The following is a 15,517-nucleotide window of genomic DNA, read 5'->3' as shown; positions in this document are numbered from 1 at the left end:
ATTGGCTATACTATTTTTAAATAAGAGGGCATTTGCCCTCTCTTAGTCCCCAAGAATATTATCTATAGCATTTCTTATTTTGTTATCTTTAGTTTTTTTTACAGATTCTAACGTAGCCGCTATTTCACCACAATCTTTATTTATTAAATAAGTTAAATAACCGCTGAAAGTCATTCCTAATTGTTCAGCTCTTTTTTCACCTTTTTCTATTACTTTATTATCCATACTTATAGTTTTTCTACTCAAATTTATCCACTCCTATTAAATAAAATGCTTTTGCATTAGCATAAATATCTTCTTGTTTTATCTTTACAGGAAGATAATCTTTTAATATATAACTTCCACCTCCTATAAATATCCTTTTGCTTGTGTCATATTCACTAAGCCCGTTTTTAATATTTCGTAAAATATTTTCTGTGTGTTTTTTAAGTATTTCATCGACTAATTCCTTAACATTAATTGTATTACCATCTTTTATAATGTTACCTGTATATATAATACTTTCAGCTTTTAAAATATCGTAAGATACACCATATATAGATTTTATAATTTGTATTATCTTATCGTATAATTTTAATATTCCTAATTCATAAGTTCTGCTTTTTAACAGTTTCATATCATTAAAGTAACTAACATCAACAGTTAAACCTCCTATATCAACTATAATATTATCACCTACAAATTCAGAAGGATTTAACACAAATAATCCAGCACTCTGAGGAAAAACTAAACAGTTAGTTATAGTAAATCTTTTAGGCTCACCATTATAAATAACAGTTGCTCTGACACCTTTTAAACTTTCTACAAGTTCCTGTTTTTGTGTTTTATAATATTCAATAGGCAACCCAGTAACAAGATTTATTTCATCTACTAGATTATTTTTCATAGCTCTAGAAATAGCAGTAAACAAACATAATTTAAAGGTTAAATCATTGATTTTATTTATATCTGTAGAAAAAGCTCCTGTTTTTTCTCCTATTGTATATTCAATGCCTTCATATTCAATTACAATAGCTTTGTTAATATCATTTACACCTTCTTCTACTGTACTCATGAATATGTCAATTCCTTTGCTAGAACATGTTTTCGTCATAGAATAACCTACATCAATGCCTAATATCATATAACCTCCTTACATCAAAATTGCTTAAAAATTAATTAAAAATTAATTAAAAATTACTTATTATAATTTATAATATGATAAGATTATGTAAAATGTGCTTAAAAATTAAATAAAAATTATGTAATAGAAAATTAAAATGAGCAAGATGAGCTTAGAGAGAAGTATTATAGAAGATAAAAAGGTAACCTCGATTGAGGTTACCTTTTTTAATAAATTTAAAAACAATTATCATCAAATTCTATTTTATCTACTTTTAATTTTTTAACATTATTAGAATTATTTATTATTATCAGTATTACTACTAATTTTAAATTTTGGTATTTCATTATTATAAACTGTATATGGGAGATAGCTATCATTACATATCTTTTCTACTTCGTTGTTTACATATCCTATTAACATTATATAATAAATATCCCTTTCTTTTAATGATTATTTACCTGTTAGGTTAATTTAATGCATGTTTTTAATAAAATTTATTTTTTATATTTCTACAAAATTATAAAAAATCCTCTCAAAAAAATAAAAAACCCGGGGAATTTCCCCGGGGTAAATTAATCACTTATTCCTGGAGTAGTTGGATCTATTACAACACCTAATATTGTAAGTATCACTAGAATTGTATTAAATATATCTGCAGCATTATCCGGAAATATATTAACACCTAACTGCTGACATAATAAAAGTACCGCAGAAAACAGCGATACTAAAAAGGTTTTGTTTCTCAACCTTGATTTTATATCCATTTTACACCCTCCCAATAAACTTTAATACTTGAATTATAGTGTCATATCTATCTTTACCAGTAATAATTTTCTTTGCGTAACTTGTCCATGGTAAACTTGGAGCACCACCTACACAATATACATTCTCTACGTTGCTATAATCATAAGCAATGTTGCCGTCTAAAGTTGCACAACCTAAATAATCAGCCAGATATTCTGCTGCCCTTTTATCAATGCTATTTCCATATACGACTAAATTTTTCACCTTTACTTCCTCCTTGACATTAATTTGATTTACATTTAAATTTTTTACTTCATTCATAAAAGCATTTTTATCTATTGAAGTACCTGGGCAGGTCTTTGGAGCGTTTTCTCTGTGAAATCTTATATACCTGCCTTTATCATAAAAATATCTTGCAAGTTTTATTATGCTTTCTTTTTGAGCCCCTTTTAAAACATCATTTCCAGAATCAAAATTCCCCAGCATTTCACAAGCAAAAGCACCTGTATTATAGCCTGATATACTGGCAGGAGTTTTTGCAAAATCTCTGCCGGTAACAAAAGTACCATCTAAAAGTAATGTAACATGTTGTCCTATATCATTCCATTTCAGAGTATTTACATGATAATCTCTCATGCTTTGCTGAAGCTTAACACCATTTGAACCATTGAAATCTTTATGGCTTGGTTTCCAAGTATGATGTACGTGAAGCTCTTTATGATTATATTTATCTAGTCTTTTTAAAAGCTCGTCAATAGTTATAACCTCAAACAATATTAGCACCTCCTATTTACCAATTAAAAAAGCTATAGCCCCTGTAATTACTGCACCTACTACAGCTCGCCATAGCCACGTTTGATTTTCTTCAAGTTTTTTAATTCTTTCTTCGAGTTCTTTGGTCTTTATATCTGTAATTACAAATTTTTGCTCGAGTAAAGTTTCTATTTTAATAAGTCTATCTCTTAAATCTTGTATAATTAATTCGTCAGCCATTTTGCACCTGCCTTCTTAAAGTTTTCTACTCTCCAATTCAGTTCTAACTCTATCTCTAAGATTTATAGGCACTATTGGAATACCACCATCATTTTCTTCTAAAGCTCTTAAACCTTGTTCTACAAGGTCAGCATAAATTTTAATCATTATATACCTCCTAATATAGTTTCATACATTTCTGCAATAGCAAGTTTAATTTCAACATTTTCTTTTTTTAATATTTCTAATTCTTCTGTTTTATTTATATCAAATTCTTGTCCTTCTTCTAATGTGAAAACAGAAAAATCAGTTATACCTTTAAAAGAAAAAACTTCATTATCTCCTATGTAACCAATTATTTTATTTTCGTATTTTATAATTTTTTCAGCTTCTAAAACTTCATTATCAAAAAATAGTTTTTTCATCATACTATCTGACCCCCTTTAATTGCTGTTTCATTTGCAGTTGTTCCTGTTGGTTGAGTTCCATATTTTCCAATTTTACCAGCTTCACTTACATATAAACCATATATATTACTTCCACTAGCTGCATACCAATCTGCAGAATACACTTCGCTTCTTAATGCAAGTAAAGCATATTGTCTGTTTCTAACTTCACAGTTTTCAACAGCACCTTTTGAAGCAAAAAATCTAAATGCTGACTGGTCTGAGCTATTAATAGATTTACATTGACTGAATTTTACATATTGACAATAATCAACAGCAAACGTAGCAGAACTTATTCGTGTACATCTTATTCCTGTTACAAAAATAGGACATGCACAATTAGCAATACTTATTGAAGTAGTTTGATGAGTGTCTCCACTTATATCAGCACCAATTAATCTAATTTCACCTCTTCCTACAAAACCATTTATGCCAATTGTTTCGGCATAATCTCCAGCAGCTAGATTAATTGTTATTGTGTGAAAAATGTATTTGGGTAAAATATCAATTGCTTTTTGAATAGTTCTATATGGATTACTGCTACTTCCGTCTCCAGTTGAATCGCTTCCAGTTAAACTTACATAAATTTGCATGTCTGCCTGTGTTCTACCAACTTTATAATTGCTTAAATCACTTAAAACAGTTTCTACATTACTTCCAGTATTTGTCGTAACTTGACTTGCTTTTGTTTGAAAATGAATTGTATCAAAGTCTGTACCATTATGCACCTTATAAATTGCGTTTTTAATTGTTCCCATATTAAAACCTCCTTTATGTTAGTTGAATCCATACATCTCCATTAATCGGAGATGTTGGAGATGAACTGCTTACAGTTTGTCTTATAGCGTTTACTGTAAATCCTACATCATTCTCAAACTGACTTAATTTTGTTGGCATATCGGTTATTTGAGTTTTTGTATGAGTGTGTCCTTCAATACTGACGTTCTTTCCTGTTCTATCTTGAAATGTATTAAGATATTTCATTATCCGGTCACCACCACTCTATATTGTCCACTTGTTGGGGCTGTAGCAAATAATAATTTTATATTGTTTGCATCTACCATTTGCCAATCTGTTATTACTCCATTATAAGGACTTGCAGTTTCTCTAAGTGAAACAATAACATCTGTAGTATTTAAATTATGAGTTACAGTTATAGTTGTAGATGTTCCATCTCCAATATTTGCAGCATATTTTCCTACCGCTCCTAAATTTGTTCTTGCTCCTGAGGCAGTAGTAGCTCCTGTTCCTCCGTAAGCTACTCCTATTGCAGTTCCTTGCCATGTTCCTGTTGTAATTGTTCCAAGAGTAGTAATTGATGTTTGTCCAACGTAAGTGCTTGCAATATCAATATTATCCGCATTTACAATTATTCTATTTGCTGTACCTACAACATCTAATTGATTACCTGATTTTGTAAGACCTGCACCTGCTATTATATCTGAAGCTTGAAAGTCTTTTGTGAAAGTTAATGAAGTTGTACCAAGAATTATGGTATCATTTGTTGTTAATACCCAACGGCTATCTCCGTTTGTTGTACCCTCATTAACCCATACGCAAAGCCCAGCTTTTACTTCTGAAGAAGTATTTGCATCTGATGCCCTCGACCAAGCCCCAGAAGCAACTACATATATACCATTCTGACTTGCTGTTGTTTGATTTTTGACTAAAACTCTATCACCTGCAACTACGGCCACGCCATCTATTGTTTGAGTACCACTTAGCGTAATATTAGCTGTCGTTGCAACTCTTACAGGGTCTTTAACACTTAACCCTGCTCTTGCAGCATCAACATAATTTTTGTTAACTGCATCTGTTCCGTTAACTGGGTCAGCTAAATTTGTGATTTTTTTACTATTCATTGATATATCAGCTGTCGGAACTGCCATCTGGTCAAGTCTTGACGTTCTTACCTGTGTATCAAAATCAGAAATTTTTGAAGCTGTAAGCGAAGGTATATCGCTTGCAGTTAAAGTAGTTCCTGCAGTTGCTCTACCTTTGGCGTCAACTGTTACTTTTGTGTACGTACCTGCTGTTACTCCGCTATTTGCAAGCGTTAATGCAATGCTTGCATTTGCTGAGCCGTCAAAACTTGCAGAACCTGTTGCATCTCCTGTAATTGAAATAGACCTTGACGTTTGAAGTTTCGTAGCAGTTGAAGCATTTCCAGATAAACTCGCTGTTATAGTACCTGCTGAAAAATTACCAGAAGCATCTCTTTGTACTAATGCATTTGCTGAATTTGAATTAGTTGCAGAATCTAGTTTTGATTTATCTGAAGCAGACATCAAACCATTTGATGATGTTGTAACTAATGGTATTGGGTCAGTGCCTCCAGTTAAGTGTTCACTGGCATGTATAGGATATGGTGTTACATTTATAAGCTGTATATATTCAGCAATAACTGTATCTCCTGCGTTAAGTCCTGTTTTTAAAGTGAAACTTGTAGTAGATGTTTCAGTAAATGAATCAGAACTCAATTTTGTTCCATAAACAAAAATAGACAAAGCCCCTAGTCCTTGCCTATAACTTCCTTGTGTTAAATTAAAAACCGTTTGCCCCTCTGTTGCTGTAAACTTTTCCTGTTTAATAATATATGATGTTGGATTGTCATTTGCATTTAAAACACCATTTGCGTCTATAGTTAAATTAGCTCCTACTTTGATACCTCCAAGTGTATCAGCACTTGCTACTGGTGGAGTGAATGTGCTAGGTTTTCCTGTTACATTCGCCCAATCTATAGTATCCTGTCCACCCATTTGTGTCCAAGTACCTAAAGCTGTATCTTTCCATATTTTTTTTGTATCTGTAGATAGATAAATTGCCCCGCTACCAGTTGCTGATGGTCTTGAAGCTTCTAAACCAGATTGAATTGACGGAGAGTTACCATTATTTTTTACAGCGTCTGTTATACCATAACCTGATAAAGTAGTGGGGTTTGTACCTGCTGTTACTCTACCTTTGGCATCTACCGTTACAGATTTATACGTACCTGCAGTTACTCCACTGTTTGCAAGTGTCATAGGTATTGTTATATTAGCAGAGCCATCAAAAGATGTAGCTGTACCAGTAACATCACCAGAAGCTGCTATTGTTCTTGAAGTAGTTAATTTCGTTGCAGATAATACGTTTTTATTTACATCTGCTGTATTATCTACATTGCCAAGTCCAACATCTGCTTTTGTTGTGCCGTGAGGGTTTGTTCCACTTCCAGGATGTGTATATACAGTTGTTTCAGTACCATTTATTTTTATATTCCCATTTGTTAAAGAATTTGTTACGACTAAACTCAAGTCTACCCATGACGTACCATTATACCCGTAATATTTATTATCTGTTGTATTATAATATATTTGTCCAGTTACAGGACTACTAGGTGCTACTGATAAATTTTGTACTCTTGCATTTTGAAGCTCATTTTTATTTAAATCTAAATTACTTAACCATTTCACTCTCATAACCTCACTTTTATTTAATTTAGATAGGCATTACCTGCAAAAGCTGACGAAAAAGTAATTTTCACGTTATTTTCATCAATATATTGCACATCTCCAATAACTGTATTCCCAGAACTATCAATTATTGTTACACTAGGCCTTTTGTTTAAATTATGATTTATGTTCCAAACTGATATTGGAGCAATTTGTGTATAAATAAAAGTTGATGTTCCTATAGTCTGTTCTATTTTTTTATCAACTTCTGTTTTAGTATAATATCTTTCATCATATTTAGTTTCGCTAGGTGTTTCTATAACAGGATTGTCAATTACCTTTTTTATTTTATCTGTTAACGTAGGTATGCTATTTCCAAATGTTACCTCAAGTTTTAAACCTGTATTTTCGTATATTTCTTTAACTTCTGTTATTCTAGTGTCCATAGTAATACCCCATTTTCTATTTTGGCAGGTTACTATGTCTCCTAAATTCCAGTCTTTTTCATATTCAAATACATTGTTTATAATTTCTGAAGTAAAGCTCTGTATATTTTTAAATTCTAATAGTTTTTGAATACCTCTTTGAGCTAAATCTTCATTTTCGTTTATATCTCTAGCATCTATGAATGTTTCAATTCTATCAAAACCAGTTATTTCATCACCAACTTCAATAATATTTCTTTCTTCACCTTCACCTTGACCACCTACATAACCATAATTTTTATACCCTATATCACTATCTGTATATTCTTGATTTTGTATATTGTCAAAATCTATAGAAAATATAACTGGTGGTAAAATATTTTGATTAACTGTTAAATCTCTTCCTTGAAGAATATCAAATACAAATTTGAAATTATTAAAATCTAAATATATTTCATAACCAAGTCCGCTTAATTCACATATTTTACTTACTTCTTCATCTAGTTGTTTTAGTCTACTGCTATATGATACCTGTTTTCCTCTACCTTTATCTTCTGCAATAATTAAATTTGAAATCTTACGTTTGACATCAATCGGATTAACGCAATTAACATCAACATAATGTTTTATAGCTGTTTCTCCAAAAGAGTTAATAGTATCATAAGCTTGATTTACAGGTGGTATAGTTATTCGCCTGTTTAAAATCGAACCTAAAGTATATCCTTTAATTAAAAATTCTTCTCCATTCTCATTTTGGTTTATTTCTCTATGAAGTATAATGCCTGATTTTCTACCATTACCGCCCAAAACAATAATATTGCCTTTTTGTAGTTTATCTGCATTAAGAACATCAGCACCTATATGTATTTCAAAATCGCCATAGTTAGAATATTTTCTAGTAAAAATTAAGCTAGTATAATTGTCTATTTCTCCAATTAAATTAAAACTTCTGTCTATTATTCTTATAGGCATCATATTCAATCACCCTTTAGATATATTGTATCCATATATCCCCTTGTGTTAAATTAGGTTGAACGGCATTCAAAATTATAACAGGTTTTACAATCGCTGAAGCTAAACCGCATACACTTAAATCATATCTTTCATCGGTAATATTTGACGCTGATATAGTAGTTGCTCCTGCTGATACATAAATCTTTGCTAGGCTAATCTCGTATATATTACTATCTCTTTGTAAACTTGGAGCAAACGGTGAACTTGAAGTATTTCCTTTCTTTACTACTGCGTGAATTGTTCTTGCTATTAAATCAAGTTTCAAAACAATTCTATCTATTCTAGGCAAATTAGGGTCTGAATTTTCAATTGCAATAGCAAATGCTCCGTCATTCTTGTAAAAATAACCTTGAATTATTGCAAAACCTTGAGCTAAAGAAACATTCATACCGCTTGTAGCAGAAATTTGTAATCCGCTACTTACTCCTGTTGTGAAAAAACTTCTAAAATATTCTGCAAAAGTATTTGCTGTGTATTGCCTGGTATCATTTATTCCACTATCAAAAAAACCATAACTTTCTGCCATAATTTCACCTCGCTATACTCCTATGTATCTATTTTTATATTTAATTGATACACTAGACGGATCTATACCATTTTCACTGCTGTATTCCAAAACATTATCACCTACTTGAAGTTGAAAAAAAGTAGAATTTAAATCAATATAGTTAAAAGCATTAGTTTTACTTCCATCTACATTGAAAATTTCCACCTTTTTATTACCAAACTCAGTGTTTATTATTAAAGTTTCATCAGCAGTTAAACTTTTTTTTACTCTTATAAACTCACCCGTAAGTAAATTTGTTATCTTAGGATTTGAAGCAGGTCCTTTAAATATTATTTCTATTGGTGTTTCCACATCTCCAACATTTATTATATTTTTCTTTGTTTCTCCCTTAGTTGCAAAAGATATTGGGAAACTTATAGGAAATGCTGCTCCACCAATCCAAGATATTATTTCTTCTCCTGTTACAAATGTATCAAGCCAAAAGGGATTTAAACATAATAAATTAATATTAAAAGTCTGAGTAAAATAAGAATTACCATGAGGGAAAATAGGAGCTTCTTCAACTTCACACAATATTTGTTTCTCTCCTCCATCATATTTATAAGTCAAAACGCCCTTATATTTTGGATTGAATGCTCGAATCAACAATGCTCTATACTCCATCATATCTTTTTTATTGTATGCTAATATACACCCTTCAAGGCTTAAATCTCTTAAATCAAGCGTAGAATTTTGTTTTGTAGCTCCATCTTGAAATGGACTTTTAAAAGTGCTTATATTGTTTTTTACACTTCCAAACCCATCAAACTTTTGCAGTAAAAAGGGTTTTTTAGTGCTTAATTCTACGCTTAAACCTTTTTCGTTTTCATATATAAGAACATTAGCCACTAAAAAACCTCCTTTACAAATCTAAAGCAAGCCTTTGACTAGCTTTTTTCACCTGTCTTGCAACTTCACTAGGTGAAGCGGTTGGACTATAGATATTTATAGTCTGATTTATTCCTGCTCTACCTTGCATACCTACTTTTTCAATTGCCCTAGCCATTAATTCGTCAAGTCGGTCAATTGGAAGAACTGCCTCTGTTCCTGCTTCTCCAACACCGATTATACTAGGTCTGTTAAATATACCTCCCTTTGCATACCAATCAACGCTTAATTTTGGCAATCCTTCAGTAGGCCAATTTATTGGATTCAATGACCCTGAAAAACTAAAATGCGGCTTTTTGATATAAGTATCAAAAATATTAGATATAGCATTTTTTATTTTACTTATCCACCCGGCTATATTATCAAAAGCACCTGAAAATGGTTTTGTTAAAATATCAATAATAGGGCTGACCTTACTTGTTATACCGCTTATTAGTCCGCTGAAACTGCCAGTAACATCAGATATAATAGTTTTAACTTTACCTAGTAAAGAGCTTCCCCACTGTCCAATTTTTTTAATGAAATTCCCTAAAAGCTGTTCAATTAAAAGTCTTACGATAAACTCCAAGACATTTGAAAATATTTGTTTTATACCATCCCAAACACTCTGCCAATCTCCTTTAATCAGTGATGTAATAACCTTAAATATACCGCTAATAACACCTAAAATATTTCTTACTCTATCTAATAAAAGTTGAAGATAAAGCACAGCAAAATCAAATATATACTTACCGAAATTATTCCATATAAAAAGTATTATAGTTACTGCATCATTTATAATTTGTTTTATATAAGTCATACAAGTACTAAAAGTATTTATAAGCCTGTTTATAGTATCTTGATTATCTGTATACCATTTTTTAGCAACTTGAATTATGTTAGTTACTATATCAACAAAACGGTCTTTTACAGTTAGAAAAATATCCTTTAAAATATTTAATGCATTTCCTACTGCTCCAGCTGTTCCACCAGTATCAGAGAGCTTTTTGATAAAATCTGTAATATTAAAGCTTTGAACCCTTGCTTGAAGCTGTTCAACTATTCCAGTTAATCCTTGAACTATTTTAACAGCACCAGAAAGTATGGGACTTCCTAAAACATTTAGAAATCTATCCCATGTAGCTTTAAGATTTTCTGTAACGTTTGACCAATTATTAGCCTCTCTTGCACCTTGCCCCATAGCTCCACTATTTTCATAAATCTTTGAAACGGTATTTATGAGAAGGAATTCCTTTTGAGTATCAGTTAAATCTTTCCAAGCTTTACCGTATTCTTTCTTTGCGGCGGTATCCATCTTTGTTGCATTAATATTAACTCCAATAGCGTCACCTGCTTCAAAGTTTCCCATAACTAAAGATTTAAGCCTTGAACTAACATCTTCTAAAGTTAAATCATAATACGCAGCACCATCTGCAGCTAATCTCATATATTTATTTGTAAGTTCTAACGCTTGATTTGCGTCAGCTCCATTACCCCTAAAAGTTCCATAAAAAGACGCCCAAGTACCTTTAAGCCTATCTACATTTATACCTTGCTCTTTAGCTTGTTTTGTAATTAAGTCTAAAGCTTTCGCCTGGTCACCTTTAAAAGTCTGAGTAAACTGACTGTCTAACGCTTGTATTTTAGCAGTAGTTTCAATCATTTGTTTACCAAAATCTATAATCTTATCTACTGCAAAAGCTGTTACTATGGCTGTTCCAATTTTCTTAAAAGCTTTTGTCATACGTCCTTCTGACTTCTCAGCATTTGAAGTAATATTATCAATATCCTTATTAGCTTCATCTGCATTTGTTGCTATTTTACCAAACAATGTAAATAACTCCATTATATCACCTCCTTGGCACTATATATTTAAATGCTTCTTCCATTACTTCATTTACTTCCTTCTGCGTCATCTTTTCAGCTTGCATCTGCTTAGTTATTTTATCTTTAAAATCAGAATAACTAATATCACTAAATATTGATTTGTGTAGATAATATTCATATATTTCTTCATCCATAGATTTATCTAATAATTCTAAAAGATACTCTGTTAAATCTTTAAAGTCATTGAAGGTACTTAACAACTCATTAACATTTGAATACCTTTTAAACAATAAATCCTTTATCTTAAATTCTTGAATACGTTGGATGAAGAAATACATTTGAAAAAATCACTTAATTCATCCTTAGCAAAGAATTCCATAACTAAAGTTGTATAATCTATCATACTTAATTTTTTTATTTCATTTACACTAACATTACATAAATCTGCTAAAAGTTTATTTATATCTTCCTTAGCCAAGTCTAAATTGCATAATGCAGTATCAATTATATCTGCAAATACTGCCATACCTATATCTTTTGTTTCTTCTTCAGTAAATTCTTTCTCCCATTTACTTAATTCTTCTCTCTTTTTTAAAAAATCTAAAACCATATCCTTAACTTTCACTTTACTTAAAATCTTAAGCATAGGAAATAAATCCTGCCCGCTCAAAGTTCTCATTATAAGTTTATTATCTTCCATTTTTACCTCCTAAAATAAAAAGACCAGGACAAAATCCTAGCCTTAAATCGTTGTTTCAGGATATATAATTTCCCAAATACCGTTAATATCTTCTGGTTTATCTGAATCTGCCCTGGCTTCAAATTTGAATGGAATGCCTGCTTCATCTTTATCCTTAGCTTCAAAAGATAATCCACTTGTATTTATAGCGTTTTTCAGCATAATAATTACAGGTTTATCTTCTCCAGATATTTTCCCCACATAACAAATATTATTTACATAATCAGTAGGCAATATTGTACTTCTTCCAGTAATAATTTTATAATTTGTTGGAGCTGTAATTCCATCTCCAGTAGTAATATCTCCAAATAAAGCTTGAGATATATTTTCTTTTTTCCATTCTTTTAAAGTTCCTTCTATAGTAGCTTCTACACTTTCTATTAAATCATTACCTTTAACTTTTGCTAATACCCCGTCTACTTCTGGCTGTCTTAAATTAACTTTAATTTCAAATTTAGCTCCGCCAACAGTAGCACCTAATGGTTCACCTTCATATTTACCACTGGTTGTATTATAAGCTACATTTTTAAATATAGCACCTGTATTAAGTAAATAATGTTTTGCAGTATCAGCAGTATATCCATTTGTTTTAATCTCCGTGGTCATTTTTAATTCCTCCAATCCACTTTACAATATAATTGAATCCAACGTCTTCTAAGAGTGGTCGAGCCTGTTGGAATATTTCTACTTGTTTGATATTGAAATTGTAACAGTAAATCATTATTTAAAATAATATTACTTTTAAAATGTTGCTTAATATCATGAGTTAATTGCTCTAAATTAAGCGTATTTGCCCCACAGTTATCGAATATATCTACATCAATATAAAAACCTTCTTGATTTTCTAAGTTCTCACTATTTAACGTATATGTTAAATATGGGTATATTACGTTAGTAGCCGTATTGTACTCAAGATAACTTTCAGGACACACCTTTTTAAATTCCTTATTTAACTCTTGTAAAAAAGGTATCATTAAATCACCTTATTTCTTTTTAAAACTTACGGATGCTTCAACACCTATTTCTTTAAGATATTTCTCAAGCAGAGCCTTTACATTCTGTTTTTGGCTTCTAAAGCCTGGTCTCATGTAGGGTTTTGGGTGACCTCCTCGTGTGAATATCAAGTCACCAGTTTTATAATTCTTAAACATCCATCCACCTTTACGTCCTTGCCCATTTTCTGCATATTCTCCAGTACCAAATTCCACATACATGGCATAATGTTCCCCAACCCCTATAATAACCTCCATCTTATCAATATCCACTTTATAATCTAAGGATGTTTTAAGACTAGAAGTATCTACTGGGATTAACGGCCTTATAGCACTTACCAAAAGTTCTCCAACAGCATAGAGCCATTTCTCCTGAGCCCTTCTTATAGCCTTCTTACATGCTTTTGAATTATCATGAAAACTCATACTTTATTACCAACAAACTTTAGATAAACTTCTAAATGATGATGAAGATTTAAAGGATCATCTACTAAAATTATATTGTAATGATTGCCTTTTTCATCTACAATCCAATGCTCTTTGCTTTTAATATCTTGTCTATAATCTGTTAATAAAATATGAGAGGATTCTTCCATAAAAGTGTTATTAGTAGTTAATTCATTACCTGAAAGTAAATCCAAATAACCTTTAATTTTAAATAGTTCTATTGGAGTTTCTATAAATCCGCCTATGCCATTAAACGTTTGGATATTTCCATAAACTGTATACTCAAGACAATTTAAAGTATCCATTATGACCACCTCAGCTTTTTATATTTATTTAAAAACTTCATAAGTGTTACTGGATAACCTTCTATACTTTCAGTACTATTTAAATCATAGTAAGTAACTGAATATCTTGATATAGTTTCCTGTTTAATACCGATTTTGTTCGACATTTTAAAATCGTATTGTATAAGTTTTATAACTCCTTGTACTATATCATAAGGATACACAACCTTAGTAATCATTGTCTTTATACCGGTTTCATATTCTAGTATCTTATCTACTATTATGCTGCTGTTATCAATGGCAGTTATAACATAAATACCGTCATTTAATTTACTATCAACTATTTCAATAGTATTATCCTTCCTGAAACCATAATCTTGAAAATTAATTCCCATTATTTTTTTATCTTGGAATAAAAAATTACCTTTTACCCTTATTCTCGTATCTAAAAACTTATTATTAGTTAAATTTCTAATAGTTATTTCTAAAGATTTTAATTTCTCTTCAAGTTCATAATCTTTAGAGTTGTCATTAATTCCTAAAAGTTTTTTTGCATTTTCAAGTGTAGTTATCAAATTATCACCACCTAAAAGTTAAAGAGCAGTTTATTTACTGCTCTTTTTAGGTTCTTTTTTAATCTGCTGTTCTACTAGCTTATAGCCTTGTTTTATAAGATTATCTCGAGCGTTTTCACTATTTACAACACGCTCTACATTCAATTTAATTAATCTAAACATTATACAGGTTTAGCCTCCTTATAGTTAACGTAAATAGAATTTGCGGCGTTATCCTTTACCCATATATCATGATATCTTCTATAATCCATAGCCCACGCATTAGCTTTTTGGTTAGTTTGTGGGTCAAATATTCTCATATTATCCTGTTTAGTAATTGCTATTGGTGTAGTTCTAGGTAATATAATAAAATTTATTTGAATACCATTAGAAGCCTTTGCATATCCTCCCTGTTCTTGTCCAGAAGTTACTCCGTCATACAACTGAATTGCTGAATACATTCTATTTTCAGGTGTTTCAATTAGCGGACACCCATCTATAGCTGGAACCTTAGTAGTAATTCCTCCTCTTGAAAAGTCTGTACTTGATATTTTACCTAGTAATGCAAGCTCAATTTCCATCATAGTATCATAAGTTAAATGTATAACAAGATTGCTATTATATCCTTGTTGTCTTATTTTCTTGATTCCAAGTTTAATTTGTTCTATAATATCTGTTTTATCTGGAGTATAGGAATAAACTTTATTCTCCTCTAAAGCTAATGCTGATAAAGTAGATAATCTGTAAGCATCTATTTCTGGTATAACCTTAGTTCTTTGGAACTCACCCATGATATTACCAGCTGTTACAACAAAACCAGTTTCATCAACATCATTTGCATCAATAGAAAAAGACCTTCCTCTATCCTGGGTCATAGTTTTAGTTTCATACCCAAAAGTTACACTTCCGCTAGTAAATCCATTTCCACCAATTCTATCATAGTCCGCAAGTCCATCTACTGATAGTTTTGGGATTTTTACTTCTCTTCCACCAGTATATTTTACTTGTCCAGCATTACCATCCATCCAGCCTGTTACCATTTCTTGAATTGCAATTTTATCCAATTCATTTTGGAATATAGTTGAATATTGTAATAAATTTGCCATTATTTATACATCTCCTT

Annotated in this window: 23 protein-coding genes; all 23 read right to left on the bottom strand. The window is 31.0% G+C overall.

Going from position 1 to position 15,517, the window contains the following annotated elements; translation table 11 throughout:
• Positions 1-42: 42 nt before the first annotated feature.
• The 23 genes from M2651_RS05890 to M2651_RS05785 all read right to left on the bottom strand — a co-directional run bounded on the left by M2651_RS05890 (position 43) and on the right by M2651_RS05785 (position 15,500).
• Positions 43-246 carry a hypothetical protein gene (locus M2651_RS05890; protein ID WP_252131422.1) on the bottom strand — a complete coding sequence of 68 codons (204 nt, stop codon included), beginning with the start codon at positions 244-246 and terminating at the stop codon, positions 43-45.
• The gene (locus tag M2651_RS05885) at positions 239-1,123 is read right to left on the bottom strand and encodes a ParM/StbA family protein (protein ID WP_252131421.1); all 885 of its coding nucleotides are present in this window, start codon (positions 1,121-1,123) and stop codon (positions 239-241) included. Before M2651_RS05885 ends, M2651_RS05890 begins: the two co-directional genes overlap by 8 nt.
• A gap of 554 nt (positions 1,124-1,677) precedes the next feature.
• A complete protein-coding gene (locus M2651_RS05880) occupies positions 1,678-1,869 on the bottom strand; it encodes a phage holin (RefSeq protein ID WP_252131420.1) in 192 nt (63 codons plus the stop codon).
• A 1-nt stretch (position 1,870) separates the two neighbouring features.
• The gene (locus M2651_RS05875) at positions 1,871-2,623 is read right to left on the bottom strand and encodes a peptidoglycan recognition protein family protein (RefSeq protein ID WP_252131419.1); all 753 of its coding nucleotides are present in this window, start codon (positions 2,621-2,623) and stop codon (positions 1,871-1,873) included.
• 12 nt (positions 2,624-2,635) lie between these two features.
• On the bottom strand, positions 2,636-2,842 hold the full coding sequence (locus M2651_RS05870; protein ID WP_252131418.1) for a hemolysin XhlA family protein: 207 nt from the start codon (positions 2,840-2,842) through the stop codon (positions 2,636-2,638).
• A 15-nt stretch (positions 2,843-2,857) separates the two neighbouring features.
• Positions 2,858-2,989, bottom strand: coding sequence for a CD1375 family protein (locus tag M2651_RS05865; RefSeq protein WP_252131417.1), 132 nt, complete (start codon positions 2,987-2,989; stop codon positions 2,858-2,860).
• Positions 2,989-3,249, bottom strand: coding sequence for a hypothetical protein (locus M2651_RS05860; RefSeq protein WP_252131416.1), 261 nt, complete (start codon positions 3,247-3,249; stop codon positions 2,989-2,991). Before M2651_RS05860 ends, M2651_RS05865 begins: the two co-directional genes overlap by 1 nt.
• On the bottom strand, positions 3,246-4,025 hold the full coding sequence (locus M2651_RS05855; protein ID WP_252131415.1) for a DUF1565 domain-containing protein: 780 nt from the start codon (positions 4,023-4,025) through the stop codon (positions 3,246-3,248). The genes M2651_RS05860 and M2651_RS05855 overlap by 4 nt, the downstream gene beginning before the upstream one ends.
• Positions 4,026-4,038: 13 nt before the next feature.
• Positions 4,039-4,251 carry a hypothetical protein gene (locus M2651_RS05850; RefSeq protein ID WP_252131414.1) on the bottom strand — a complete coding sequence of 71 codons (213 nt, stop codon included), beginning with the start codon at positions 4,249-4,251 and terminating at the stop codon, positions 4,039-4,041.
• Positions 4,251-6,719 (bottom strand): phage tail protein, encoded by a 2,469-nt coding sequence (locus M2651_RS05845; RefSeq protein ID WP_252131413.1) that lies wholly within the window; start codon positions 6,717-6,719, stop codon positions 4,251-4,253. Before M2651_RS05845 ends, M2651_RS05850 begins: the two co-directional genes overlap by 1 nt.
• A gap of 20 nt (positions 6,720-6,739) precedes the next feature.
• On the bottom strand, positions 6,740-8,098 hold the full coding sequence (locus M2651_RS05840) for a siphovirus ReqiPepy6 Gp37-like family protein (protein WP_252131412.1): 1,359 nt from the start codon (positions 8,096-8,098) through the stop codon (positions 6,740-6,742).
• A gap of 13 nt (positions 8,099-8,111) precedes the next feature.
• On the bottom strand, positions 8,112-8,663 hold the full coding sequence (locus M2651_RS05835; RefSeq protein ID WP_252131411.1) for a hypothetical protein: 552 nt from the start codon (positions 8,661-8,663) through the stop codon (positions 8,112-8,114).
• Between the two features lie 12 nt (positions 8,664-8,675).
• A complete protein-coding gene (locus M2651_RS05830) occupies positions 8,676-9,533 on the bottom strand; it encodes a phage tail family protein (RefSeq protein WP_252131410.1) in 858 nt (285 codons plus the stop codon).
• 13 nt (positions 9,534-9,546) lie between these two features.
• Positions 9,547-11,397: a phage tail protein gene (locus M2651_RS05825; protein WP_252131409.1), complete on the bottom strand. Its 1,851-nt coding sequence runs from the start codon at positions 11,395-11,397 to the stop codon at positions 9,547-9,549.
• Positions 11,398-11,401: 4 nt separating this feature from the next.
• On the bottom strand, positions 11,402-11,668 hold the full coding sequence (locus tag M2651_RS05820) for a hypothetical protein (RefSeq protein ID WP_252131408.1): 267 nt from the start codon (positions 11,666-11,668) through the stop codon (positions 11,402-11,404).
• A gap of 8 nt (positions 11,669-11,676) precedes the next feature.
• Entirely contained in the window at positions 11,677-12,078 is a 402-nt protein-coding gene (locus tag M2651_RS05815) for a hypothetical protein (RefSeq protein WP_252131407.1), read from the bottom strand.
• Positions 12,079-12,120: 42 nt separating this feature from the next.
• Positions 12,121-12,723 carry a hypothetical protein gene (locus M2651_RS05810; RefSeq protein ID WP_252131406.1) on the bottom strand — a complete coding sequence of 201 codons (603 nt, stop codon included), beginning with the start codon at positions 12,721-12,723 and terminating at the stop codon, positions 12,121-12,123.
• Between the two features lie 2 nt (positions 12,724-12,725).
• The gene (locus M2651_RS05805) at positions 12,726-13,091 is read right to left on the bottom strand and encodes a hypothetical protein (protein ID WP_252131405.1); all 366 of its coding nucleotides are present in this window, start codon (positions 13,089-13,091) and stop codon (positions 12,726-12,728) included.
• Between the two features lie 9 nt (positions 13,092-13,100).
• Positions 13,101-13,535 (bottom strand): HK97 gp10 family phage protein, encoded by a 435-nt coding sequence (locus M2651_RS05800; RefSeq protein ID WP_252131404.1) that lies wholly within the window; start codon positions 13,533-13,535, stop codon positions 13,101-13,103.
• Positions 13,532-13,861, bottom strand: coding sequence for a head-tail adaptor protein (locus tag M2651_RS05795; RefSeq protein WP_252131403.1), 330 nt, complete (start codon positions 13,859-13,861; stop codon positions 13,532-13,534). Before M2651_RS05795 ends, M2651_RS05800 begins: the two co-directional genes overlap by 4 nt.
• Positions 13,861-14,415, bottom strand: a complete 555-nt coding sequence (locus M2651_RS05790) for a phage head-tail connector protein (RefSeq protein WP_252131402.1) — start codon at positions 14,413-14,415, stop codon at positions 13,861-13,863. Before M2651_RS05790 ends, M2651_RS05795 begins: the two co-directional genes overlap by 1 nt.
• A gap of 30 nt (positions 14,416-14,445) precedes the next feature.
• Entirely contained in the window at positions 14,446-14,577 is a 132-nt protein-coding gene (locus tag M2651_RS14325) for a hypothetical protein (protein WP_286207942.1), read from the bottom strand.
• Positions 14,577-15,500: a hypothetical protein gene (locus M2651_RS05785; RefSeq protein ID WP_252131401.1), complete on the bottom strand. Its 924-nt coding sequence runs from the start codon at positions 15,498-15,500 to the stop codon at positions 14,577-14,579. Before M2651_RS05785 ends, M2651_RS14325 begins: the two co-directional genes overlap by 1 nt.
• Between the last annotated feature and the right edge of the window lie 17 nt (positions 15,501-15,517).

It is taken from the genome of Clostridium caldaquaticum (assembly GCF_023806125.1).
Taxonomy (GTDB): domain Bacteria; phylum Bacillota; class Clostridia; order Clostridiales; family Clostridiaceae; genus Clostridium_AT; species Clostridium_AT caldaquaticum.
The sequence above is the reverse complement of the archived record's forward strand: the minus strand, read 5'-3'. Positions and strand labels throughout refer to the sequence as shown.